The 24,056-nt window shown below is 27.7% G+C and carries 23 protein-coding genes and 1 tRNA gene; 17 read left to right on the top strand and 7 right to left on the bottom strand.

All coding sequences use genetic code 11. The features are described 5' to 3' along the window. Positions 1-98: 98 nt before the first annotated feature. From ACZ5VL_RS01560 to ACZ5VL_RS01490, 15 genes are all read left to right on the top strand, one after another. Positions 99-1,361 carry a lipopolysaccharide biosynthesis protein gene (locus tag ACZ5VL_RS01560; protein ID WP_464199296.1) on the top strand — a complete coding sequence of 421 codons (1,263 nt, stop codon included), beginning with the start codon at positions 99-101 and terminating at the stop codon, positions 1,359-1,361. Further along, a complete protein-coding gene (locus ACZ5VL_RS01555) occupies positions 1,362-1,865 on the top strand; it encodes an LbetaH domain-containing protein (protein ID WP_464199294.1) in 504 nt (167 codons plus the stop codon). Positions 1,866-1,867: 2 nt separating this feature from the next. After that, complete coding sequence (locus ACZ5VL_RS01550) at positions 1,868-3,031, top strand: DegT/DnrJ/EryC1/StrS family aminotransferase (RefSeq protein ID WP_464199292.1); 1,164 nt, start codon at positions 1,868-1,870, stop codon at positions 3,029-3,031. After that, a complete protein-coding gene (locus tag ACZ5VL_RS01545; protein ID WP_464199290.1) occupies positions 3,021-3,986 on the top strand; it encodes a GNAT family N-acetyltransferase in 966 nt (321 codons plus the stop codon). The genes ACZ5VL_RS01550 and ACZ5VL_RS01545 overlap by 11 nt, the downstream gene beginning before the upstream one ends. Further along, on the top strand, positions 3,983-5,362 hold the full coding sequence (locus ACZ5VL_RS01540; RefSeq protein WP_464199288.1) for a polysaccharide deacetylase family protein: 1,380 nt from the start codon (positions 3,983-3,985) through the stop codon (positions 5,360-5,362). Before ACZ5VL_RS01545 ends, ACZ5VL_RS01540 begins: the two co-directional genes overlap by 4 nt. Further along, positions 5,343-5,945, top strand: a complete 603-nt coding sequence (locus tag ACZ5VL_RS01535) for a hypothetical protein (protein ID WP_464199286.1) — start codon at positions 5,343-5,345, stop codon at positions 5,943-5,945. The genes ACZ5VL_RS01540 and ACZ5VL_RS01535 overlap by 20 nt, the downstream gene beginning before the upstream one ends. Before the next feature lie 272 nt (positions 5,946-6,217). After that, positions 6,218-6,664 carry a hypothetical protein gene (locus tag ACZ5VL_RS01530; RefSeq protein ID WP_464199284.1) on the top strand — a complete coding sequence of 149 codons (447 nt, stop codon included), beginning with the start codon at positions 6,218-6,220 and terminating at the stop codon, positions 6,662-6,664. A 119-nt stretch (positions 6,665-6,783) separates the two neighbouring features. Beyond that, positions 6,784-7,596 carry a hypothetical protein gene (locus ACZ5VL_RS01525; RefSeq protein WP_464199282.1) on the top strand — a complete coding sequence of 271 codons (813 nt, stop codon included), beginning with the start codon at positions 6,784-6,786 and terminating at the stop codon, positions 7,594-7,596. Between the two features lie 3 nt (positions 7,597-7,599). Continuing rightward, a complete protein-coding gene (locus tag ACZ5VL_RS01520; RefSeq protein ID WP_464199280.1) occupies positions 7,600-8,757 on the top strand; it encodes a glycosyltransferase family 4 protein in 1,158 nt (385 codons plus the stop codon). Beyond that, the gene (asnB, locus tag ACZ5VL_RS01515) at positions 8,745-10,556 is read left to right on the top strand and encodes an asparagine synthase (glutamine-hydrolyzing) (protein WP_464199278.1); all 1,812 of its coding nucleotides are present in this window, start codon (positions 8,745-8,747) and stop codon (positions 10,554-10,556) included. The genes ACZ5VL_RS01520 and asnB overlap by 13 nt, the downstream gene beginning before the upstream one ends. Next, positions 10,540-11,649, top strand: a complete 1,110-nt coding sequence (locus ACZ5VL_RS01510) for a glycosyltransferase (RefSeq protein WP_464199276.1) — start codon at positions 10,540-10,542, stop codon at positions 11,647-11,649. The genes asnB and ACZ5VL_RS01510 overlap by 17 nt, the downstream gene beginning before the upstream one ends. Next, positions 11,646-12,749 carry a non-hydrolyzing UDP-N-acetylglucosamine 2-epimerase gene (wecB, locus tag ACZ5VL_RS01505; RefSeq protein ID WP_464199274.1) on the top strand — a complete coding sequence of 368 codons (1,104 nt, stop codon included), beginning with the start codon at positions 11,646-11,648 and terminating at the stop codon, positions 12,747-12,749. Before ACZ5VL_RS01510 ends, wecB begins: the two co-directional genes overlap by 4 nt. Continuing rightward, positions 12,736-13,368 carry a PIG-L deacetylase family protein gene (locus ACZ5VL_RS01500; protein ID WP_464199272.1) on the top strand — a complete coding sequence of 211 codons (633 nt, stop codon included), beginning with the start codon at positions 12,736-12,738 and terminating at the stop codon, positions 13,366-13,368. The genes wecB and ACZ5VL_RS01500 overlap by 14 nt, the downstream gene beginning before the upstream one ends. A gap of 10 nt (positions 13,369-13,378) precedes the next feature. Next, positions 13,379-14,293, top strand: coding sequence for a UDP-3-O-(3-hydroxymyristoyl)glucosamine N-acyltransferase (locus tag ACZ5VL_RS01495; protein ID WP_464199270.1), 915 nt, complete (start codon positions 13,379-13,381; stop codon positions 14,291-14,293). Further along, positions 14,283-15,503 carry a glycosyltransferase family 4 protein gene (locus ACZ5VL_RS01490; RefSeq protein WP_464199268.1) on the top strand — a complete coding sequence of 407 codons (1,221 nt, stop codon included), beginning with the start codon at positions 14,283-14,285 and terminating at the stop codon, positions 15,501-15,503. The genes ACZ5VL_RS01495 and ACZ5VL_RS01490 overlap by 11 nt, the downstream gene beginning before the upstream one ends. 35 nt (positions 15,504-15,538) lie before the next feature. Here ACZ5VL_RS01490 and ACZ5VL_RS01485 read toward each other — a convergent pair. From ACZ5VL_RS01485 to thrS, 3 genes are all read right to left on the bottom strand, one after another. After that, positions 15,539-15,629, bottom strand: a tRNA-Ser gene (locus tag ACZ5VL_RS01485). Positions 15,630-15,749: 120 nt separating this feature from the next. After that, positions 15,750-16,268: a translation initiation factor IF-3 gene (infC, locus tag ACZ5VL_RS01480; RefSeq protein WP_464199266.1), complete on the bottom strand. Its 519-nt coding sequence runs from the start codon at positions 16,266-16,268 to the stop codon at positions 15,750-15,752. Next, the gene (gene thrS / locus ACZ5VL_RS01475; protein WP_464199264.1) at positions 16,265-18,082 is read right to left on the bottom strand and encodes a threonine--tRNA ligase; all 1,818 of its coding nucleotides are present in this window, start codon (positions 18,080-18,082) and stop codon (positions 16,265-16,267) included. Before thrS ends, infC begins: the two co-directional genes overlap by 4 nt. Before the next feature lie 156 nt (positions 18,083-18,238). Here thrS and ACZ5VL_RS01470 point away from each other — a divergent pair, with 156 nt between their 5' ends. Then, a complete protein-coding gene (locus tag ACZ5VL_RS01470; RefSeq protein ID WP_464199262.1) occupies positions 18,239-18,952 on the top strand; it encodes a TerC family protein in 714 nt (237 codons plus the stop codon). A 17-nt stretch (positions 18,953-18,969) separates the two neighbouring features. On the opposite strand, the gene ACZ5VL_RS01465 is transcribed toward ACZ5VL_RS01470, so the two are convergent. From ACZ5VL_RS01465 to ACZ5VL_RS01450, 4 genes are read right to left on the bottom strand one after another with little or no spacing between them, the layout of a single operon-like run. Next, positions 18,970-19,620 (bottom strand): potassium channel family protein, encoded by a 651-nt coding sequence (locus tag ACZ5VL_RS01465; protein WP_464199260.1) that lies wholly within the window; start codon positions 19,618-19,620, stop codon positions 18,970-18,972. Further along, on the bottom strand, positions 19,617-20,960 hold the full coding sequence (locus tag ACZ5VL_RS01460; RefSeq protein ID WP_464199258.1) for a TrkH family potassium uptake protein: 1,344 nt from the start codon (positions 20,958-20,960) through the stop codon (positions 19,617-19,619). Before ACZ5VL_RS01460 ends, ACZ5VL_RS01465 begins: the two co-directional genes overlap by 4 nt. 27 nt (positions 20,961-20,987) lie before the next feature. After that, positions 20,988-21,581, bottom strand: coding sequence for a transglycosylase SLT domain-containing protein (locus ACZ5VL_RS01455; protein WP_464199256.1), 594 nt, complete (start codon positions 21,579-21,581; stop codon positions 20,988-20,990). Positions 21,582-21,583: 2 nt separating this feature from the next. Next, positions 21,584-22,888: an MFS transporter gene (locus tag ACZ5VL_RS01450; protein WP_464199255.1), complete on the bottom strand. Its 1,305-nt coding sequence runs from the start codon at positions 22,886-22,888 to the stop codon at positions 21,584-21,586. A 117-nt stretch (positions 22,889-23,005) separates the two neighbouring features. Here ACZ5VL_RS01450 and ribD point away from each other — a divergent pair, with 117 nt between their 5' ends. Next, complete coding sequence (gene ribD / locus ACZ5VL_RS01445; RefSeq protein WP_464199254.1) at positions 23,006-23,998, top strand: bifunctional diaminohydroxyphosphoribosylaminopyrimidine deaminase/5-amino-6-(5-phosphoribosylamino)uracil reductase RibD; 993 nt, start codon at positions 23,006-23,008, stop codon at positions 23,996-23,998. Positions 23,999-24,056 lie beyond the last annotated feature (58 nt).

Below are 24,056 nucleotides of genomic sequence, written 5' to 3'. Positions count from 1 at the left end.
ATTAAAATGAATAATGCTGAAATTTTTCTATTAGTTTTAGAGGTTATTTCAAATCGGAAGCTAAGTATTTTATAAATTATATTATAAAAAAGATAATCATGATTAATAAAATAAAGCCCAAATCCGAATTTAGTAAAAATGTTATTACATTGATAACAGGAACAACAGTGGCACAAGCTATACCAATAGCTATAAGTCCTATATTAACGAGAATTTATACACCACAAGATTTTGGAGTTTTAGCACTGTTTGTTGCTATTTCATCAATCTTTGGTAGCATAGCCAATGGAAGATATGATCTTGCTATAATGATACCAAAAAGTGATAAAAATGCATTAAATATAGCTGCTTTAAGTTTTATTATCACATTTTTTATATCATTAATTTTATTGTTTTTAGTAATTTTATTCGATGATTATTTTGTTAGATTACTAAGCAATGATGATATAAAAATTTGGCTATATTTTATACCATTAGCTATTTTTTTTACAGGTTTTTATAATATCGTAAGTTACTATAGCAATAGAAAGAAATATTATAATGATATTAAAAATGCTACTATAATAAAGTCAATCATTTTGGCTTCATTGCAAATATTGGTAGGATTTTTTAAGAGTGGTGCAACTGGCTTAATTTTAGGACAGCTAGCATCAAATCTTTTTGCCAATTTAAAACTACTAAAAAATATGATTAAAGATAAAAATAGTATTTCAGATATTTCATTTGCAAAAATGATAATTCTTGCAAAAAAGTATAAAAATTTTCCAAAATTTCTGCTACCTTCAAATATTATAAATACTATATCAGGACAGCTAACTACTATACTTTTTTCTAATTTTTTTAATCTAAGTGTAGTTGGATTTTTATCTTTTTCTGAAAAAACTTTAAATATGCCAATTACATTAATTACAAAATCCATATATAATGTTTTTATGCAAGAAGCATCTTTGTATTATGCTAAAAATAAAGAATGTGTGAATTTATATAAAAATACTTTTAAAAAATTACTTATTTTATCCATTTTACCATTTTCTGTATTGCTTTTATTTTCTCCTTTTATATTTAGTTTTGTATTTGGAAAAGAATGGGAAATTGCTGGGAAATATGTTCAAATTTTAATACCAATGTATTTTATAAAATTCATTACGATTCCTTTTGGTAGCATGTTTGTTATAGCTGGAAAACAAAAATTAGATTTATATTGGCAGATTTATCTTATAATAACTGTATCTATTTCTATATTGGTTGGATATTATTTATTCCAAAATATTTACGCTACACTTGGTTTATTTAGTATGGCTTATTCGTTGGCATATATAATAAACGGAATAATGACATTTAAATTTTCAAAAGGAGAATGAGTGCGCTTTATAAACGGTATTATTTTAAAAATTTTTCATTTATACCAGCTTTTACTAGTAAAATCTATAAATACAGTAGTCCCACTAAGGGCAATTGCTAGAAATACACCATTTCATGATATTAGACAATTGGCTTGGAAAAAAACAGGCATAATTTTTGGCGATAAAACGTATATAAATCACTCAATAACTATTTTAGATGGCAATGATACAAAGTTAATCATTGGCAATAGAGTTGCTTTATCTCCAAATATTACCTTTGTTTTATATTCTTCTCCAAATGATTCTATAATGATGAAAGATATGATTTATAAAAGATATATAAAAAGTGCTGATATATTTATAGATGACGATACTTGGATAGGTGCAAATGTTGTGGTTCAACCTGGTATAAAAATAGGCAAAAGATGTATTATTGGAAGTTGTAGCAATGTAACAAAAGATATACCAGATGATTATTTGGCATATGGAAATCCAGCTAAATTAATTAAAAAGTTAATATAATTATGTTTATAAAAAGATCAAACCCAAAGTATCTAAGCGAAGAGCTTTTTGAAAATGCCAAAAAAGATATACATAACTATAAGCATTTAAATGACGATGAATTTTATTTTAATAGAGGAAGCGCTGCAATTAGTTTCTTTGTGACTTCATATGCTAATTTTTTAAAAAGATCTATAAAAGTTTGTATGCAGTCTTTTACATGTTATAGTGTATATGAAGCTTTATTGCATGAAAATATAGATATTTTGATCTTAGATGTAAAATTGCAAGATTTTTCTATATCTTTAGAAGAGTTAAAAAAACACAAAGATATAGATGTTTTATTGCTTCAGCATTATCAAGGATTATATAATATAGAGTATGAAGAAATTTGCTCATATTGCCATGAAAACAATATTTTAGTAGTAGAAGATTTAGCTCACTTTTGTCAGTATAGCTATAAACCAATTTTAAGTGATGTTGCCATTTATTCTTATTCACTAGATAAACCAATTACTTGCATGTATGGTGGATATATCAAATTTAATTATATTAATAAAGATTTTCTTAGCTTTTTTAAATTATTGTATGGTAATTTAAAAGTAGAAAGTCCAAGAAAGTCCAAGTTAGATTTAAAGCTTTTGGAGTTTTTATATAAGTATTCAAATCCAGATACATATATTGCAAATTTAAATCAATATGATATATTGCAAATTTTGTTAGCAGTTTTTAAAGAAAAAAGTGTTTACAAAATGGCAAATGGACTTATTTTTAATTTTTTTATTTTACTAAAAAAAATATATCTAAGATTGGCTCCTAAAAAGGAAAATAAGATAAATATAAAAAGAATAAATCATATCAAAATAGATTTTGTAAAAGCTCAAGAAAGTATATATAATGCTAAAAAACCTTATTATATAAATTTGCAAAATATGATAAAAGATAGGATTGAAAAGATATATGATATAAAAATTAATGATTGCGATGAGTGGAATAGAATGAGCTTTGTTCGTGAAAATTTTAAAATAGATGATATAGAAGCCTCTAATTACAATTGGAGTTCAATAGTTGTTGGTGATAAAACTCAAAAAGATTATCCAAATTCAAGCTACTTATCGAAAAATATAGTAAATTTCCCTATCTGGACGGATAAAATTTTACAAACAAAGGCGCTTAATGACAAATAATAAAGGGATCTATAGGGAATTTTGTAAAATACAAAAAGATATACCAATCTTTAGTAAAGATTGGTGGCTAGATAGTGTATGTGGATTAGATGGTTGGAATGTTGCCATTGTTCAAAAGGGAGGAGAAATTGTCGCTAGTATGCCTTATGTTGTAACAAAAAAACATGGATTTGATGTTATTTACATGCCACAATTTACTCAAACTATGGGTTCATATATAGTTTATCCAGAAAATCAGCAGTATTATAAAAGGCTATCTTGGGAAAAGGAGCTCATGAGTGAGCTTATAGATAATCTGCCAAATTTTGACCATTTTGAGCAAAATTTTCATTCTAGGATTACAAATTGGTTGCCTTTTTATTGGAAGGGTTTTAAAAATACTACAAAATATTCTTATAGAATTCCTAGTATAAAAAATATACAAGAAGTATTTAATAACTTTGCACACTCTAAAAGAAAAAATATCAATAAGGCAAAAAATATAGTAGATATAAAATTTGATCTGAGTTGTGATGAGTTTTATAAAAATCACGAAATGACACTTAAAAAACAAAAGGCTCAAATTTCATATACTAAAGAAACATTTGAAAATATTTATAATAATGCTTATGCAAACAATTCTGGTAGAACTATCTATGCCATAGACAAAGATGGAAATATTCATGGAGCCTTGTTTGTTATATGGGACAATGAAAGTGCGTATGATCTTATAAGTACTATAGATCCTGATTTTAGAAATAGCGGAGCTGCAAGTTTACTTGTATATAAAATGATAGAATATGTATCTAGTTTTGTGGATATTTTTGATTTTGAGGGCAGTATGATAGAATATGTCGAAAATTCATTTAGACAATTTGGAGCTATTCAAACTCCATATTTTACAATTTCAAAAACAAATTCTAGACTATATGAGCTTTTACATTTTACTAAAAATTTTTTAAGAAGCAATGCATGATATCTATATTTATTCCAAATAACAACATAGCCGAAAGAAAATATATTTTAGACTTGTTTTTTGATGAGTTTTTAAATTTAGATTATGAAATCATTATAAAACAAGATATTGATTCTTGGGAAATAAATTTACAAAATGGTAAAAAGATAGTTTTTAAAGACCATTTTTTTAATAATTTTAAAAATGATTTAGAGTATTTAAGTCTAGAAAATATTCCAAAAAAAGTTAATTTTACTAAAAATAAATTCACTCCACAAGAAGACATGCCTATTATATACGGGGTAGATAAATTTGATATTTTAGCAGATAAAATAATTTGTGATATTGATATATTTGCTTCTAGTTTTTTTATGCTTTCTAGATGGGAAGAATATGTAAATAAAAATAGAGACAATCATGATAGATTTATGGCAAAAGATACTCTAGGATATAAATTTAATTTTATAGATAGACCTATAGTTAATGAATATATACAATTTCTTAAAAATATAATACTCAATCTAGATGATAGTTTGAACTTTAAAATATTTAATTTTAAAACATTGGTAACTTGCGATGTAGACGAGCCGTTTGATCCAAGCGTTAGAAGTTTATATTGGCTTTGTAGAACTTGTATTGCAGACATTCTAAAAAGAAAAAGTATAAGTAAATTTTTAAACACTATAAAGTTATATGTATCTAATAAATTTGGTAATTTTATCCATGATAAAAATTATACTTTTCAGTGGTATATAGACACATGCAAAAGGGCGAATTTGAATCCTATTTTTTATTTTATACCAGATAGTAGTGAAAAAAATAATGGGTTTTATTCTTTAGATGATAAAAAAATACAGCAACTTATGGTAATGCTTGCTAAAAATAACTGCGAAATTGGCGTTCATGGCAGTTACAATACATACAAAGATGGCAAAAAACTTCTAATACAAAAAAAGAAATTAGAAGAAGTTTTAAAAACATTAAATATAAATCAAAATGTTATTGGAAATAGACAACACTATCTAAGATGGGACAGCGTTATTACGCCAAAATTATTAGATGATGCTGGATTTACATATGATACAACAGGTGGATATGCTGATGCTCCAGGATTTAGATATGGAATTTGTTATGAGTTTAGCATGTTTGATTTTCTAAATAGAAAAAAGCTAAATTTAAAAGAAATGCCACTAATTGTTATGGAGTGTAGTGTTTTTGATGATGAATCATATATGATGCTAGATGAACAATCTTCTATAAAATTAATTAATAATTTGAAAAATAAATGTTGTATATATGACGGTAATTTTGTTCTATTGTTTCATAATAGTAATTTAAAAAGCATAAAAAATAAAAATATATTTAAAAAGATAATAAATGAAACTAAAGCTATGTAAATACGTGTTATTTTTTCTTATGATAACAGTATTGCTTATATATTTATTTACTAATATTAAATTATTTGCAGATGAATCACCTGCTATCGAATTTCTTGGTTTTTTTGTAGTTTTGGGAAGTGCATTATTGTTTTTAGAATTTTATTTAAAAAAGAATTTTTGTATTAAAAAATCTTTTTTTATATTAGTATTATTTTTTTCTTATTATATTGTAAATATTTTAATCAATAAAACAGATGATCTGAAATCTTTTACCATAGCAACAACTGGTGGAATTATACTTTTTTATTTGATGGGCGCTATAATTTCAGTAAATTTTCAATTTATAAAACATCAAGTAACAAGTTCAAGGTCATTTTTAAAATCTTTTAATATTTTTTATATGGCACTATCTATAGTTTTTTTTAGTTTATTTTTTGATACTTTTTTTGAAATGCTAGGTAAAATGAGAAAAGATCTGTTTTTGATAGAAGGTCTCGATGGTTTTTATCAGAGATCCGGAAATTTTTTAATTATTTCTTTTTTTATTTATTCGATTTTTACCTTTTTTTTATTTTTTCAAATAAATATTATAAAAATATGACCATAACTTCTATTATATTTTTTTGCATCTATTTTAGTATTACTTTATTAGGAATATTTTTATCTCAAATAATAGGTTCAAACAATGCATTTATATGCATAAGTGGTATTTTATTTGCAGGTATAACATTTTATATATTTACAAGCATTACAAAATCAAAACAATTTCTTGATCATCATAGATTAAATTATAAAGAAATTTTTTTTAGTAGGCTCACAAAAAAATTAATTTTTTCTTCAGGGATTACATTTTTTATAATAATTTGTTTTTTTATGGTCGTTATTAATTACTATGATATAAATATAGAAAAATTGAGATTTTTTGGTAATGATATGGCATCAATTACAACAAGAATTGATGCATTGAATAATTTTATAATCCATTTTAATAATAATACAATGCTTGGAAATATAAATGTGGATGTTTTAAAAACCGGAGAGGGGACATATGTCCATAGCTTTGTTCTTTCTATGTTATCTCACATGGGAATTATTGGCACTATTATTTTCTTTATATATTTAATTATGGCAACAAAAGAAAGCATAAAAAGCTATAATGGATTTTATTTAAATAATGTATTTTTTTTGTATAATATGAGCTTATTTTTAGGAATATTTTTAATAGCAGCATGTGCAGTTTTTATAAATTGGGTTCCTTTGTGGTTTTTATTTGGTATGGTTTTTCCTCCTATAAAATTTAAACAAAGTAAAATTTTTTAATTATATACTTCATGTTTATAAATAATATTGCTGGTATGTATATTTGATATATTTTTGTGTAAAATTACACGGTAGTAGAATTTAAAGAAATGTTTAAATTTAGATTATGAAAGGAATATATGTTTAAAAGAATAAGATTAATTATTAGATATATTTTAAATAATAGATTAAAAGAATATGAAAAAATTATATGCAATGCTATTAAAAACGATTATCAAGTTATAAGTTTGAGGGACTATGTTCTAAAAAATTTTAATCCAAACAAAAAAATTTTTATTTTAAGACATGATGTAGATCATCGCTCATATGCAACTAAAGGTATGTTTGAGATTGAAAAAAAATATGGAGTTAAGTCCAGCTTTTATTTTAGAAATTCTACATTTGAACCGGTTTTAATGAAAGAGATTGAGCTACATGGAAGCGAGAGCAGCTTGCATTTTGAACCAATTGCAGATTTTATAAAGGCAAATCCTAATATTAAAACAAAAGAAGATCTTTTTAAAACAGATTTCAAAACAAAATGTTTAAAAATACTTAAATTTAATTTAGAAACTTATAGGTTATTATGCGATATACCTTGTCTGACTATAGCAAGTCATGGTGAAAAGGAGAATATAATGGTTGGGTTGCCAAATAATTTTCTAACAGAGGATATATCAACATATGAGTATCTTGATATAAAATTGGAAGCATACAATAAAGAATTAATTGATAAGACCACTTGTTATATAAGTGATGTTCCAATAGAGATAAATTTTGGCTACAGATATGGATTGACACCAAATCAAGCTATCACAAATGGTGAAAAATTTATAATATTTTTATCACATCCAAATCATTGGCATTATACTAAATGGCAACTTTTTAGAAAGCTGGTAAAAGTTATTTTTTTTGGATATATTGAAGATAAAACAAAGTTTAAAAGAATATAGATCATGAATAATTTGCATATCGTATTAGGTGAGGCCACAAATCCAAGCAGAATTTTGAAAGAAACTAGTTCTATTGTTAAATTTGATATAGCAAAAAAAGTTTTTATTGCAGCTTTATATTTGGAGAGTTTAGAAAAAGAGCACGTTTATACGGACGATATTGTATTGAATCGCTTTGAACTTAAAACAAGAAAACTAAGTAAAAACTTTTTTGTTCAAATTTTAAAATACATTGAGTTTTGTTTTAGGGTAACTAAATTTTATAAAAGTAAAAATATAAAAATGGTTAATATTCATGGAGTGAAATTATTTCCTCTTGGGATTTTTTTAAAATATTTTTATGGAGCAAAACTCATTTATGATGCCCATGAACTTGAAACAGAGCAAAAGCCTGGTAAAAATATAAGAAAAACTTTATTAAAAATGATGGAAAGATTTTTCATAAAAAAAGTGGATTCAATATTTGTTGTAAGCGAAAGTATAGCTGATTGGTACAAAGATGAATACGATATAACTCGCCCTACTGTGGTTATGAATGCTCCGATTTATAAGGAGATAACAAAAACGAATATATTAAGACAAAATTTAAATATAAAAGATGAGAGTATAATTTTATTATATCAAGGCGGATTATCGGCTGATCGTGGTCTTGAACTTTTGATTGAGGCTATGCAAAAAAGACAAGGCGATAGAGTGGTTACTGTTTTTATGGGATATGGAGAAATGGAAGAATATATTAAAATAGTTTCTAAAAATTCAAAAAATATATTTTTTCATCCAGCTGTTGATCCATCTGTTTTGCTAGATTATACATCTTCTGCAGATATTGGTATTACAGCGCCTATTTTTTCAAACAACACTTGTCTTAGCTATACTTACTCTATGCCAAATAAACTTTTTGAATATGCAATGGCTGGATTACCTGTAATTGTTTCAAATTTAAAAGATGCCACTCAAACTGTTAGAAATTATAATCTTGGTGTTGTGATAGAATATGGTAATAGTGATTGTATAAATAAGGCTATAGATGAAATTTTAACAAAAGATTTCAAAGAATTTAGTTTCAATGCTTTAAATTTTTCTAAAAAATATTGTTGGGAAAAACAAGAAGAAAAAATGATAAATGAGTACAAAAGGTTGTTAAATAAATGTGCGGAATAACTGGCTTAATAAATAAAAACGGGCTGCCCGTAGATAAAAAAGATATAAAGCACATGAATGATCTTATATCACATAGAGGACCTGATAGCGAAGGATTTTATTTTGAATCAAATTTAGCATTTGGACACAGAAGACTTTCTATTTTAGATTTGACGCAAGATGGTCATCAGCCTATGGGATATTTGCAAAAGTATTTCATAACATACAATGGTGAAATTTACAATTATCTTGAAATAAAAGAAGAGCTCATTTCTTACGGCTATAGTTTTGATTCTAAAACCGACACAGAAGTTATTTTGGCAAGTTATGATAAATGGGGCGAAAAATGTGTAGATAAATTTAATGGTATGTGGGCTTTTGCTATACATGACAAACAAAAAAACATTGTTTTTTGTAGTCGTGACCGTTTTGGAGTTAAGCCATTTTATTATACTCAAACAGAAGATAAATTTGCATTTGGTTCTGAAATAAAACAACTTTTAGTTTTAAAAAATCCTATGGTTAATATAGAAGTTGTTGTGGATTATTTGGTAGCAAGAATGCTTGAAAACACTAATAAAACATTTTTTAAAAATATTTTTAAACTAGAGCCATCTTCGAATTTAATTTATGATTTAAAAACAAACAAGATACAAATTTATAAATATTATGACATATTAAAGCAAGAAACACAGACCCAAGATGATCCTATTAAAAAATATGAAAATGAGCTAATTAGATCTATAAAAATTAGGTTAAGAAGCGATGTTACTGTTGGTAGTTGTTTGAGTGGCGGACTTGATAGTTCTAGTGTTGCTACTATTGCTTCAAATATGCTACATGATAATAAATTTATGGCAGTGCACGCTAAATCCATAGAAAAAAGTAGTGATGAGAGTGAATATGCTAAAATAGTTGCAAATAATGCAAATTTAGATTTGCATATTGTAACACCTAATATAGAGGACTTTAAAAATAGTATAGATGAGGTAGTTTATACGCAAGAAGAACCTTTTGGTGGACCTTCTATATTTATGCAATACTTTGTGATGAAAAAAGCAAAAGAAATAGGATGCAAGGTTATGCTTGATGGTCAAGGAGGAGATGAAACTCTGCTTGGTTATGAGAGGTATTATCCTTCTATATATATTGATATTTTTAAAAAACATGGTCTTTTTTCTATGATAAAAAATATAATTTTATCTTCTAAAAATAACTCTAAAATGAGCTTTAAAAATATAATGAAATATACTTTTGGCTCTATTTTATCTAAGTTAAGGAAAAAGGCTTATATGCTAGAATGTGATTTTGTAAAAAAAGAATATATGAATGATTTTAAATTTTTAGACGAGCTATCTAAGAATTATTTTGATGTCTTTAAACTTAGCAAATACGAAATTACTTATACAAATTTACCAGCCTTGCTTAGATTTGAAGATAAGAACTCTATGAGGCATTCTGTTGAAACTAGGCTACCGTTTTTGGATTATAAAGCTTTAGAATGTGCTTTAAATACAGATAGTGAGATTAAAATTAAAGATGGCTGGACAAAATATATATTAAGAATGATTATAAAAGATAAATTACCTCAAAACGTTGTATTTAGAAAGAATAAATTAGGCTTTAATGCTCCTGATAAAAGTTGGATAAGTAGCATAGATTCACAAATAATATCAGAGATAAAAAACTCTAAAATAATTAACAAAATATCAAACATAGACGCTCTTTTGTCTAAGATAGATAAAATTAATGATTTATTAAAATTCAGGCTTTATAGTATAGCTGTCTGGGAAAGAGTTTATAATGTCAAAATTGATTAAAGTAGCACATTTAACATCAGCTCATACTAGAAATGATTCTAGGATATTTTTAAAAATGTGTTCTTCTCTTGCTAAAGAATATGATGTAAGTTTTGTTGTAGCTGATGGCAAAGGTGATGACATTCAAAATAATGTTAAAATTTATGATACTGGAATCAAAGCCAGGGGCAGAATTTCTCGTATGACAAAAACTACTAACAATGTTTTTAAAAAAGCCATGGAATTAGATTGCGACATATACCATTTGCATGATCCAGAACTTATGCCAATTGGCATAAAACTTAAAAATTATGGTAAAAAGGTTATTTTTGATTCCCACGAAGATGTAGGACAAGATATTTTAACCAAAGAATATATACCGTTATTTTTAAGAAAACTTGTATCATTTATATACTCTTTTTATGAAGTGTATGCTTGTAAAAAATTTGATTATATAGTAGCTGCTACTCCGTTTATAAGGGATAAGTTTTTAAAAATAAATTTAAATACAATAGATATAAACAATTATCCAATTTTAGGTGAGTTAGAAAATAATATTCCATGGAATGAAAAAAAAGATGAAATTTGTTATATTGGAGTTCTTTCAAAAATTAGAGGTGCCGTTGAAATAGTCGAGTCTATGCAATATTGCAATGCAACATTAAATATTGTAGGCAATTTTGAAAATAAAGAGCTTGAGGATAATATAAATAAAATATCCATAAAAGAAAAAACAAAAATTCATGGGTTTTTAAATAGGTCCCAGGTATCAGAAGTAATGAAGTACCAAAAAGCTGGTCTTGTGACATTTTATCCAGTCCCAAACCATACAGAATCTCAACCAAACAAAATGTTTGAGTATATGAGTGCCGGAATTCCAGTAATAGCATCAAATTTTAAACTTTGGAAGGATATAATAGAAACAAATTATTGCGGCATTTGTGTTGATCCAATGAATCCAAAAGATATAGCAAGCGCAATAAATTTTATAATTTCTCATCCAACAGAAGCTGAAAAAATGGCAAAAAATGGCAAAAAATCAATTTTGGAAAAATATAATTGGAAAATTGAAGAACAAAAAATATTTGAAGTTTATAAAAGGTTATGTGAATGAAAATCCTAACTATTTTAGGTGCTAGACCGCAATTCATAAAAGCTGGCAGTATAGGTCGTGAAATATCAAAATATGGCTATATTAAAGAGATAATTGTTCATACCGGTCAGCATTATGATGCAAATATGAGCGATATATTTTTTGAGGAGATGAAAATTTCTAAGCCAGATTATTTTCTAGGAATTGGTGGAAAGTCTCATGGTGCCATGACGGGACAAATGATAGAAAAAATAGAAGAAGTTGCATTAAAAGAAAAGCCTGATTGGGTGCTAGTATTTGGTGATACGGATTCAACTTTGGCTGGCGCTATTACAGCAAGTAAATTAGGTATAAAATTAGCTCATATTGAAGCTGGGCTTAGAAGCTTTAATATGAAAATGCCAGAAGAGATAAATAGAATACTTACAGACAGAATTAGCAATATTCTTTTTTGTCCAACAAATGCCGCTATAGATAATCTAAAAAATGAGGGATTTAATAATTTTAATTGTAAAATTATTAAAAGTGGCGATGTTATGCAAGATGGAGCTATATTCTATAAGAAATTATCTATTAAGCCAAAGTTAGATATGCAAAACGAATTTATACTTTGTACTATACATAGAGCAGAAAATACCGATAATGAAGAAAGGCTGAAAAATATTTTTGGGGCATTAAATATAATCTCTAAAGATATACAAGTTATTTTACCACTACATCCAAGAACTAAAAAAATATTAGCAAATCTAAATCTTGATATTTCAAATTTAACAATAATAGAGCCTGTTGGGTATCTTCAAATGGTATGGCTTATAGATAATTCAAAACTAATTATGACAGATAGCGGAGGATTACAAAAAGAAGCATATTTCTTTAAAAAGCCTTGTATAACGCTTAGGGATGAAACTGAATGGATTGAATTAATTGAATGTGGTGCAAATACATTAGCTGGCGCAAATAAGGATACAATTTTGTCAGTTTATAATAATTTAAATTTCAATGAAATATGTTTTAGTAATAACCTATATGGTGATGGTAATGCAAGTGAAAATATTGTAAAAGAGTTAATAAATTTTAATAAAAATAATATATTTGAGGATTTTAATAATGTTAAACTATAAAAATGTGTATGTTTTGGCGCCACATACAGATGATGGAGAACTTGGCGCTGGAGGTCTAATTAACAAGCTTATTAAATCTGGGTCAAATGTTTATTATTTTGCATTTTCAACAGCTAAAGAATCTGTGCCAGAAGGTTTTCCAAAAGATATATTAAAAACAGAAGTAATAAGAGCTACTGAGAAATTAGGTATAAAAAAAGAAAACGTAATAATTTTTGATTATCAGGTTAGAAAATTAAACTATGTTAGACAAGAAATTTTAGAAAAACTAATAGAATATAAAAAAAATTTGAACCCCGATTTAGTTTTAATGCCATCTTTAAATGATATACATCAAGATCATGCCACAATAGCAGCGGAAGGACTAAGAGCTTTTAAAAACACAACAATACTTGGGTATGAGCTTATTTGGAATAATCTAACATTTAATACAACTTCATTTGTTAAACTTGAAGAAGAGCACATTATGGCAAAATATAATGCGCTACAAGAATATAAATCTCAAGGAGTAAGAGATTATATGAGTAAGGAATTTGTATTTTCTCTTGCAAAGGCGAGAGGGGTGCAAATTGGTGCTAATTATGCTGAAAGCTTTGAAGTAATTAGATTTGTTATGTAGGGAGAAAAAAGTGAATATAGATGTTAAAACAGTAGCAAATTTTTTAGGAGAAAAATATATAGGTGCAAATATTTCTTTAAGCAATATAACATCTTTATCAAATCTTCAAGATGGCTCAATAGCATTTTGTAAAACGACTAGTTTGCCTGAAATACAAAAAAAATGTCTAATATTGCTTCCATATGGTTTTTCAGAAGATATAAAATCTGATTCTTCTTTTTCTATAATAAAAGTTAAAAATCCAAGACTTAGTTTTGCAAAAGTTGCTAATAAGTTTTTTGTAAGTAAGAATAATAATTCTATTTCTGTTAGTTCTAAAATTGGCAAAAACTGCTCTATAGGAGAAAATGTTTCAATAGGCGAGTATTGCACTATTGGTGATAATGTAAAAATAGGAAATAATACAAAAATAAATAATTTAGTTGTAATTGGTAATAATACGGTTATTGGTAATAATTGCTATATAAAATCGGGTTCTGTAATAGGAGAAGATGGTTTTGGATTCGATTTTGAAGATGATAGGACTCCAGTTAGAATACCTCATATTGGCAATGTAATCATAGAAAATTGTGTTGAAATAGGTGCTAAAAATTCTATTGCTAAGGCTACTTTTGATTCTACAATAATTAAAGATGGAGTAAAAACAGACGATCAGGTGCATATAGGTCATAATTGTAATATAGGAAAAAACACTATAATAACGGCTTGTGCTGAAATAAGTGGCTCGGTTAACATAGGTGAAAATTGTTGGATAGGTCCAAATACTAGCATAATACAAAAAATCAAAATAGGTAAAAATGTTACAATTGGAATTGGTACAATTGTAACAAATGACATAGAGGATAATAAAAAAGTTATGTGCTTACATGGTCTTGGATTAAGGGATTTGGCTAAATTTAAAAAAGATGCAAAATATGGAAAATAAAAAGTGCATTTGGATTATAAATGGATATGCAGGAGCTCCAAAATACGGCGGAGGAATGTATAGACATTTTTATCTAGCAAAAGAATTTAATAAACTTGGGTATAAAACAATAATCATAAGCGGATCTTACTCGCATATTTTTACATCTTTTCCTGATATGAATGGACATATTTTTAAAAAAGAAACTATAGACAGTATAGAGTTCTTATGGATAAAAGTTATAAGATATAGTGGATCATTTAGTAAAAAAAGAGTTATAAAATGGTTTGAGTTTGTCTTTAAACTTTTTTTTATAGGCAGACATATAGATAAACCAGATTTTATAATATCTTCTCCTACTGAACCATTTCCGATAATTCCTGCTTACTATTTTTCTAAAAAATACAAAGCTAAGTTAATTTGTGAAGTTAGGGATATTTGGCCTTTAAGTTTAATGGAAATAGGCGGATTTTCTTCAAATAATCCTATGATTAAAATAATGTCATACTTAGAAAAGTTTGCAATTAAAAAATCAGATACAATAGTTTCAAATTTGGAAAATTATTCAGAGCATATTAAAGAGTTGGGATTTAAAAAAAATGTACATTGGATATCAAATGGTATAAATTTGCAAGACATGATGTTTCAAAAAAATCTACCCAATAAGATATGTAATTTAATTCCTAAGGATAAATTTATAATAGGTTATACTGGTAAAATAGGAATTTCAAACGCTATTATACTATTATTAGAAGCTGCAAAAGCTTTGCAACATAACAAAAATTTATTTTTTGTTATAGTTGGGAATGGTAGCGAGAAAAATAAATTAAAGAAAGAATTTGAAAGCCTAAAGAATGTTATTTTTATAAATGCTATACCAAAAAATCAAATACAATCCATGCTCAAGCTTTTTGATGTTTGTTATATAGGTTGGATGGATAGAAAATTGTATAAATATGGAATTTCTGCAAATAAAATTTTTGATTATATGTATAGTGGTAAATGTATCTTGCAATATATAAACCAAAAAAGAACTATGATTAGTAAGTATAATTGCGGAATAGATATTGGTTTTAATAATGAAGATCTTGCCAAAGCTATTGAAAAAATAAGTAAATTCTCAAAAATTGAATTGCAAAATATGGGCGATAATGGTAAAAAATATGTTTTAGAATATTTTACATATGAAAAATTAGCACAAAAATATATATCTATACTTGAAAGCCTATAACTAATTTAGGAAAATTTCAAGAAATAATTTTGAAATGGCGGACAGAGAGAGATTTGAACTCTCGAGCCCCGATTAAGAGCTGCACCCTTAGCAGGGGTGTGGTTTCAGCCGCTCACCCATCTGTCCAAGTAAAAATTAAAATGAACTTTTATTATATATATAAAAACCTAATAAAATACTTAATTTTTAATATTTAATAAAATTTTTTTATATAGACCAAATCAAATTTGGTCTATATATTGCAAGTTAGCTCTTTTTAGGAGTTACAAGCATATTTACATATCTTCCTTCAAAATTTGGAGTTTTGTCTCTTTCTGCAATGTTTTCTATCATTGTCCAAATTTTATCTAGTAGCTCAACACCAGCTTCAGGTGTTGACATTTCTCTACCTTTTAAAAATACCCTAAAACGCACATGTTTTTCCTCTTCTAGAAATTCAATAGCGTGTCTTACTTTGTAGTTTATATCATTTTGAGCTATTTTTAAAGAAAGTTTTATCTCTTTAATGTCTATAACTTTCTGTTTCTTTTTAGCTTCTTTTTTCTTTTTTTCTTGTTGATATCTAAATTTGCTATAGTCCATTATTTTGCAAACTGGTGGTTTGGCATCTGGAGCTATTAAAACTAGATCAAGCCCCATTTTATAGGCTATATCTAATGCTTCATCCGATGATAGTACGCCATAAACTGTACCATCATCCCCAATACATCTTACCTCCGCTGCTTCTATCTCTTCGTTGAGCAAAACTTCTTTTTCTTTACTCAAAAATGCACCTCATCTAGTTTCTCCTTTGTTAATTTTAAAAACTCATCCAAACTAAGCTCAGATTGAGTTCTGGCTCTTCTATCTCTAAGAGCAACTGTTTTGTTTTTAACTTCGCTATCGCCTATAACTATAATCATAGGAACTCTAGCTTTTTCCGCTGTTCTTATTTTTTTATTTAAACTCTCATTTTTATTATAAATTTCACTATCTATATCGGCATCTTGTAGTTTGCTATAAATTTCTTTTGCATACGCTTCATGATTTTCGCTTATTGGGATTATAACTACTTGTTGTGGAGCCATAAAGAACGGAAGTTCTCCAGCACAGTGTTCTATCAAAATACCTATAAATCTCTCAAAACTACCTAGAATTGCTCTGTGAAGCATAACCGGACGTTGTTTTTCGTTGTTTTGATCAATATAGGAAAGATCAAATCTTTGTGGTAAGTTAAAATCAACTTGTATAGTTCCGCACTGCCATTTTCTCTTTAATGCATCTGTTATTTTTATATCTATTTTTGGACCATAAAATGCTCCGCCACCTTCATCAATTCCGTATTTGAAGTTATTTTCGTCTAGAGCTTCTTTTAGAGCCTTGGTTGCAACTTCCCAAACTTCATCATCACCTATTGCTTTTGCAGGACGAGTAGATATTTCCATCTCATAATCAAAGCCAAAAATCTTCATAATATTATCAACAAAGCTTAAAATTTCAAGAACATTTTCTTTTATTTGTGAAGGCATGCAAAATAAATGTGCATCATCTTGAGTAAATTCTCTAACTCTAAAAAGTCCATGCATAACACCGCTTTTTTCATGTCTATGAACTACACCATATTCAAAAAACTTAAGAGGCAAATCACGGTAACTTCTTATATCGCTTTGATAGATTTTTATATGACCTACACAGTTCATGGGTTTTATGCCATATTCTTGTTCTTCTATCTTGGTAAAATACATATTTTCTTTATAGTTTGTGTAGTGACCTGAAATTTTCCAGGCATCTGCTTTTAGTATTTCTGGGCCACGAACTGGCTCATATCCTCTTCTTCTATGGGCCTTAAAAAGATGTTTTTCAAGCTTGCTTCTCATTCTTGCGCCATTTGGTAGCCAAATAGGAAGACCTGCTCCTATTTGTTCATCAAATGTAAAAAGTTTCATTTCTACACCAAGTTTTCTGTGGTCACGTTTTTTAGCTTCTTCTAACATTTTTATATGGTCGTTTAATGTGTTTTTATTGCTAAAAGCTGTTCCGTAAATTCTAGTAAGCATCTCTTTGTTTTCGTCGCCACCAAGATATGCCCCAGCAACTCTTGTAAGTTTAAAAAATCTTAAATATTTTGTATTTGGAACATGGGGACCACGACAAATATCTTCAAAGTTTCCTTGCGAATATATACTAACTTCACCATCTGGAATGCGTTTTAATACTTCCATCTTCAAATCATCGTTTTTAAATTTATCAGTTACTTCTTTTTTGGTATAGCAAACTTTAGCTATATCGTTTTTGGCATCAACTAACTCTTTCATCTTTTTTTCAATATCTGCTAAATCGCTTTCGCCAAGCTTTTCTCCATTTTCTTTCGTCACTCTAAAATCATAATAAAATCCATCTTCTATTGCAGGACCTACAAAAAACTTAGCATCTTTGTATAGCGAAGTTATAGCCTCAGCCATCAAATGTGCACATGAGTGTCTTATAATATCTAGGGATTCTTTTGAATCATCAAAATATATTGGCTCACCGCCGTTTCCGTCGTAACTTTGTGTATCTACGATAACACCGTTAACTTTATATGCGATTATATCGCTCATTTCTTTCCTTTTTTTACCTAATTTGTCTTTTTTACACTAAAAGAACTAAACTTAATATTATCTAAATTTAAATTAACTTTTGCTTTAAGTTATTTTAATATTAAAGCAAAATAATGTATAATAAGGACTATAAATTTAATAATATTAAGGAAATATATGCTGGAAATTCTTACTTCCCCAGAAGCGTGGATAAGTCTTTTAACTCTTACTTCACTTGAAATTGTTCTAGGTATAGACAATATTATTTTTATAGCAATTTTATGTGAGAAGTTGCCTGTTAATCAACGCAATAAAGCTAGAATTTTAGGTTTAGCTCTTGCTATGATTAGTAGAATTTTATTGCTTTTTAGTCTATTTTGGATAATGAAATTAACTACACCTTTGTTTAGTGTGTTAGGAATTGATATTTCTGGTCGTGATATTATCTTGATAGTTGGAGGTTTATTTTTAATTTTTAAATCAACTACAGAGATACATTCAAGCGTAACTGAAGAAGAAGAGCATAATCAAAAAAGTCTAGGCAAGGCGTCTTTTGGTATGGTGCTAGTTCAAATTGCCATCCTTGATATAGTTTTTTCTCTTGATAGTGTTATAACAGCTGTTGGTATGGCCGATCATATAGAGATAATGATAGCAGCTGTTGTTTTAGCAGTTGGTGTCATGATGGTAGCAAGCGGATCGATAAGTAGATTTGTATCAAATAATCCAACGATAAAAATTCTAGCACTTTCATTTTTGATACTTGTTGGAGTTTCGCTAATCGCAGATGGTTTAGGATTTCATATACCAAAAAGTTATATATATTTCTCAATGGCATTTTCTCTCGCTGTAGAAATGATAAATATAGCAATGAGAAAAAAGAAAAACTAATAAATTTTATAGACGAATTAAATTTCGTCTATAAAATTCTCAAATTCTTTGATATCGCCAAATAAAATAAGTGTGTCTCCCACAAAAGCACTTATGTCTTTATCTGGAAAAATTTCCCATTCTCTACCTTCTTTTTTATAAGCTAGTATTTTCATATTTTTAGCTATATTTTCTAAGCTTTGTGAACCTTGTTTTTGGCTTACGGATATTTTTACAACTCTAAGTGTATTTGCAGATAGGTCAAATACTTCAAATTCTGGATGTATTAGAAATTCTCTAACGAGTCTTTTCGCACTTTCTTTTTCTGGATAAATAATTTTTGTGGCTCCAAGTTTGGATAAAATTTGACCATGTATTTGTGTACTTGCTTTTGCAATGATGTTTTTTACGCCTATATCTTTTAGAGCCATTAGTGTAAGTATGCTATTTTCTATACTCTCACCAATACTAACTATAACCATATCCAAGCTTACAAATCCAGCTTCTTTTAATGCTTTTATATTAGTTGAATCAAGAATATAAGCATGGCTTGCTAAATCTTGCAAAGCTTTTAGATGTTCTTCGTTTCTATCTGCTATAACAACAGATTTTCCTTGCATTATAAGCTCATTTGCTACAACAGATCCAAATTTACCAAGTCCTATTACGCCATAATATAAATTTTTCATAGATATACTTTTCCTTGTGGATATTTTATAAATTTTTCTTTTTCTGGTTTGAAAATCGATAGTAAGAATGCATATGTGCCAACTCTTCCGCTTATCATCAGAATTATCAAAAGTATTTTGCTGTTATTTGAAAGTATTGCACTTAGCGATAGTGTTCCGCCATCTCCTACGGAAACTCCAACAGTTGAAAAAGCTGATGAAGTTTCAAATAGAAGTATTAAAAAGCGCTTATTGTCCTCAAAAAAGGACAAAAGCGTAACGCACACTAGTATATAAAATATAGATGAAGTAGCTATTATAAAAGCTTTATTGATTGTTTCTTGGGACAACTCTTGGCCAAATATTCTAGCTCTACCATCTTTTATAACCCAGTATGTATAAACAAGCAATACTGCCATAGTTGTTACTTTGACGCCACCAGCAGTTCCACCAGGTGCGCCACCTATTATCATAAAAAGGGAGCCAAAAAAGAGACTCGCATCTTTAAAAGTACTAAAATCAAGCGTGTTAAATCCGGCCGTTCTATAGTTTATTGCTGTAAAATAAGATGCCAAAATTTTATCAAACATAGATAATTTCCCTATACTTTGCATGTTGTGGTACTCAAAAACACATATTAAAACTGTTGAAAAAACTATCAAAATGGCAGTTGAGCTTAAAACTAACTTTGTATGTAAACTTAAGCTTGCTAGTCTCTTTTTTTGAAAAAAGTAAAGCTCTAATAAAACAAAGTATCCAATTCCACCTATTATAATAAGTGATGTTATAATTAAATTTACATAAACATCTGTTTTATAACTCATAAGACCAGTTCTAAACGTACTAAAACCAGCATTATTAAAAGCCGAAATAGAATGAAAAATACTATGCCATAATGCATGTTTAAAGTCATAAATCAACACAAATTTAAAGAATAAAAGCATAGCGCCCACAAGCTCAATGATAATAACAAAAAAGATAATTTTTTTTAAAAACTTAAGTATACCTTCCATTGTTGGATAAATAGAGGATTCTTTTAGTAAGTTTCTACCGGCAAAACCTATCTTTTTTCTAGCTATTATAAATACAAAAAGTCCAATTCCTATATATCCAAAACCACCAATTTGAATTAAAGCTAGTATTATTAATTGTCCATAAATAGTAAAATCCGTTGCTGTGTTTTTAACTATAAGTCCTGTCATACTCATAGCTGAAGTGCTTGTAAAAAAAGCATCTAAAAAAGAAATTTTGTGTATGTGGGCAAAATCTAGTGTTAGTAAAAAAGCACCTATTAGAGCTATGGCAATATAGCCAAAAGCTAAAATTCTTAATGTTTTTCTATCAGAAATTATCTCTTTCAAATTTTTTCCTTAATGTGCAATTATACATCAATTATTTTTTAAAAAATCTTTTTTATAGTTTTCTATAAATTTTTTGAAATAAGGATAAGAATCTCTTTTTCTCATACCATAGTTATAACACTCTATAGTTTGTCTTATATCTTTCTTTTTATAATTAAAACAACATCTTAAAACTTTTGCTGATTTGGATAGATTGTAAGTTGGATCTAAAATTTTATCTATCTCGCTTGAACTAAAATTAGATGAGTTAATTTGACCTAAACCTACATCTATACTATAATCAAGCTTTAGCAGGTTTTTTATTAGAATTTTTGCAATTTCTTCATTTTGTGGAAAGATATTTACAATCCACTTTCTTTTATCAAGGCTATATCTTCCAATGTTTATTTTGGCATATTGTATCTCATAATCTTTAAAAAGTTTTGCTTCTTTTTGTGATGTTAAAAGCGATATGACGAATGGCTCGAAGTTGCTTTCTATTTTAACTATAGTGTATAATATTTCTGATTCTATTCGATTTTTATGGGATACATTAACTATGGATTTTAAAATTTCTTCTTTTGTATAAGCATTTAAATTTGATATAAAAAATCCTAATACAAAAAAAGTTAAAATCCTCAAAATTAAGCTTTCATTTTTGCATAAATTTCATTTTCATTTATTAAAGAGGAATTATATTTGATGACATAGCTTAGATTTTTTTTATAAATTTCTATCACGCCTTGCTCATTTTCTATTTTAGAAAAATCTGGATTTTCACCTTCATCTAAATATATGTTTTTAAATTTAGATGGATTTGTTAGCTTCGAAAGCAAAACTAGCCAGATTATGGATATCACAAGTATGCAAAATGCAAGAGCATGTAGGGAAAAATTTTGTAAAAATGTCCCTCCAGCTACGCCTCCTACAAAACTACCAAAAAATCCACTTGAGTTAAATACGCCCAAAACCACACCTTTTTGATTTGCTTTTGCAAATTTACTTGCACAACTTTGCATTATAGGCTCATGTATATTAAATCCTATGAAAAATACCATCGCTCCAAATATAAATAAACTCTGAGTTTGACTTATTGCAAATACAGCATAAGCAATTAAAAAAAGAACAACTCCAACTATCAAAATTTGTTTAGATTTTCCTTTGCCATCGCCTAAGAATCCAGCAAAGCCCATCGCTACAAAACCAAGTAAAGCACCGCCTGAAAATATTTTCCATAAATTTGCTTCGCTATAACCAAGGGATTTTACTAAAACTATTGGAATTGATATAAAGGCTATGCTCATAAGCATTTTTTGCATGAAATTTGTAAAATTCATAATTGTAAGATCTTTATAAAGCAAAATTGCAACCAGGTCTACTTTTTCTTTTTTTGTTTTTTGTATGCTTGGTTCTTTTTCTACTGCAATATAAAGTAAAATTATGCTCAAAATACCTACAAATACACTCAGATAAAAAAGACTTCCAAGTCCAAATTTATGACCTAAAACTGGACTTAGCGCCATAGATATAGTAAAACTCAGTCCTATCATTCCACCCATTATAGCCATTGCTTTACTTCTTTGTTCTTCAGTAGTAAAATCACTTATCATAGCGCTTGCTACTGCGCCAATTGCTGCAACACCTTGCAAACATCTACCAATAAGCATTGTGTATATATCGGTTGCAACTGCACAAATAAAAGAGCCAGCTATAAATATAATTAAACCTATTATCATAGTTTTTTTGCGACCTATCTTATCACTAAGCATTCCAAAAGGGACTTGAAAAATCATCTGCATAATCGCATATATACCAACCAAAAGCCCCACATAAAATTCATTCGAACCTTTTAACTCAAGCGCATATAAGCTAATAACTGGCAAAACTATAAATAGTGCAAAAAATCTTGAAGCTACTATAAAACTGAGTGGGATTACATTTTTAAACATAAATTTACCTTTATAAAAGCAGCAATTTTATCACACATTATTAAATCTTTTTCATTAAAAATTAAAATTTAGTATCAAGTTGATATAATCTACATAAAATTATAAAAAAGAAATAAAATGAATGATGAATTTTATATGAGTTTAGCTTTAAAAGAAGCATGGAAGTATCAAATTTTAACATATCCAAATCCAGCTGTTGGTTGTGTAATATGTGATAAATTTGGGAAAATTTTAAGTATAAATGCTCATAAACAAGCAGGATGTGCTCACGCTGAACTAGAAGCCGTTTTAATGGCACTTAAAATTTTAAATCCAAATTTAAATTTTCCTAGCGATGCAAAAAAAGCTTACGAGCTTTGTCTTGAAAATCATGCAAATTTACTTGAAGGAGCGAGTGCTTATGTCACTCTTGAACCATGTTCTCATTATGGAAAAACCCCACCTTGCGCAAATTTGCTAAAAGAGCTTAAATTTAAAAAAGTAGTAATTGGCTCAAAAGACAATACTAAAGAAGCAAGTGGTGGGGCTTGTATTTTAAAAGAAGCTGGCATAGAGGTTGTTTTGGATGTGCTAAAAGAAAAATGTGATGATCTTTTAAAGCCTTTTTTGGATTGGAAAAACGGAAATTTCACTTTTTTTAAGCTCGCAACTTCATTAAATGGTGTTGTAAGTGGGGGTATTATAACAAGTGAGAGTTCAAGAAAAATGGTGCATGCCATAAGAGATAAAATTACCCTTCTTGCAATTGGTGGAAATACAGTTAGGATCGATAAACCTAGGCTTGATTCAAGATTGGTAAATGGTAAAAGTCCAGATATTTTTATATACTCTACTAAAAAAGATTTTGATAAAAATATCCCTCTTTTTGATATAAAAGATAGAAAAGTAAACATTGGAAATGATATTAATTTCATTAAAAACTATAATCTTTGTATGATAGAAGGCGGAGAAAATTTGCTTAAAAACTTACCTGAGTATGTAGAATATATATTAGTATTTTTTGCTTCAAATTTCATAGATAGGCAAAATTTTGCTTTAAATTTAGACCTAAAAATATTATATCTTGGAGAGATTGAAGGTGGGTTTTATGGATGGTTCAAAAGAGCTTAAATTTTGCTTTGATATTTATTTTTTATAAAATAAAATAGTGATACAATTATATTTTATG

The organism is Campylobacter sp. GTC17093 (genome assembly GCF_055397635.1).
This window is presented reverse-complemented; position numbering and strand designations above follow the sequence as displayed.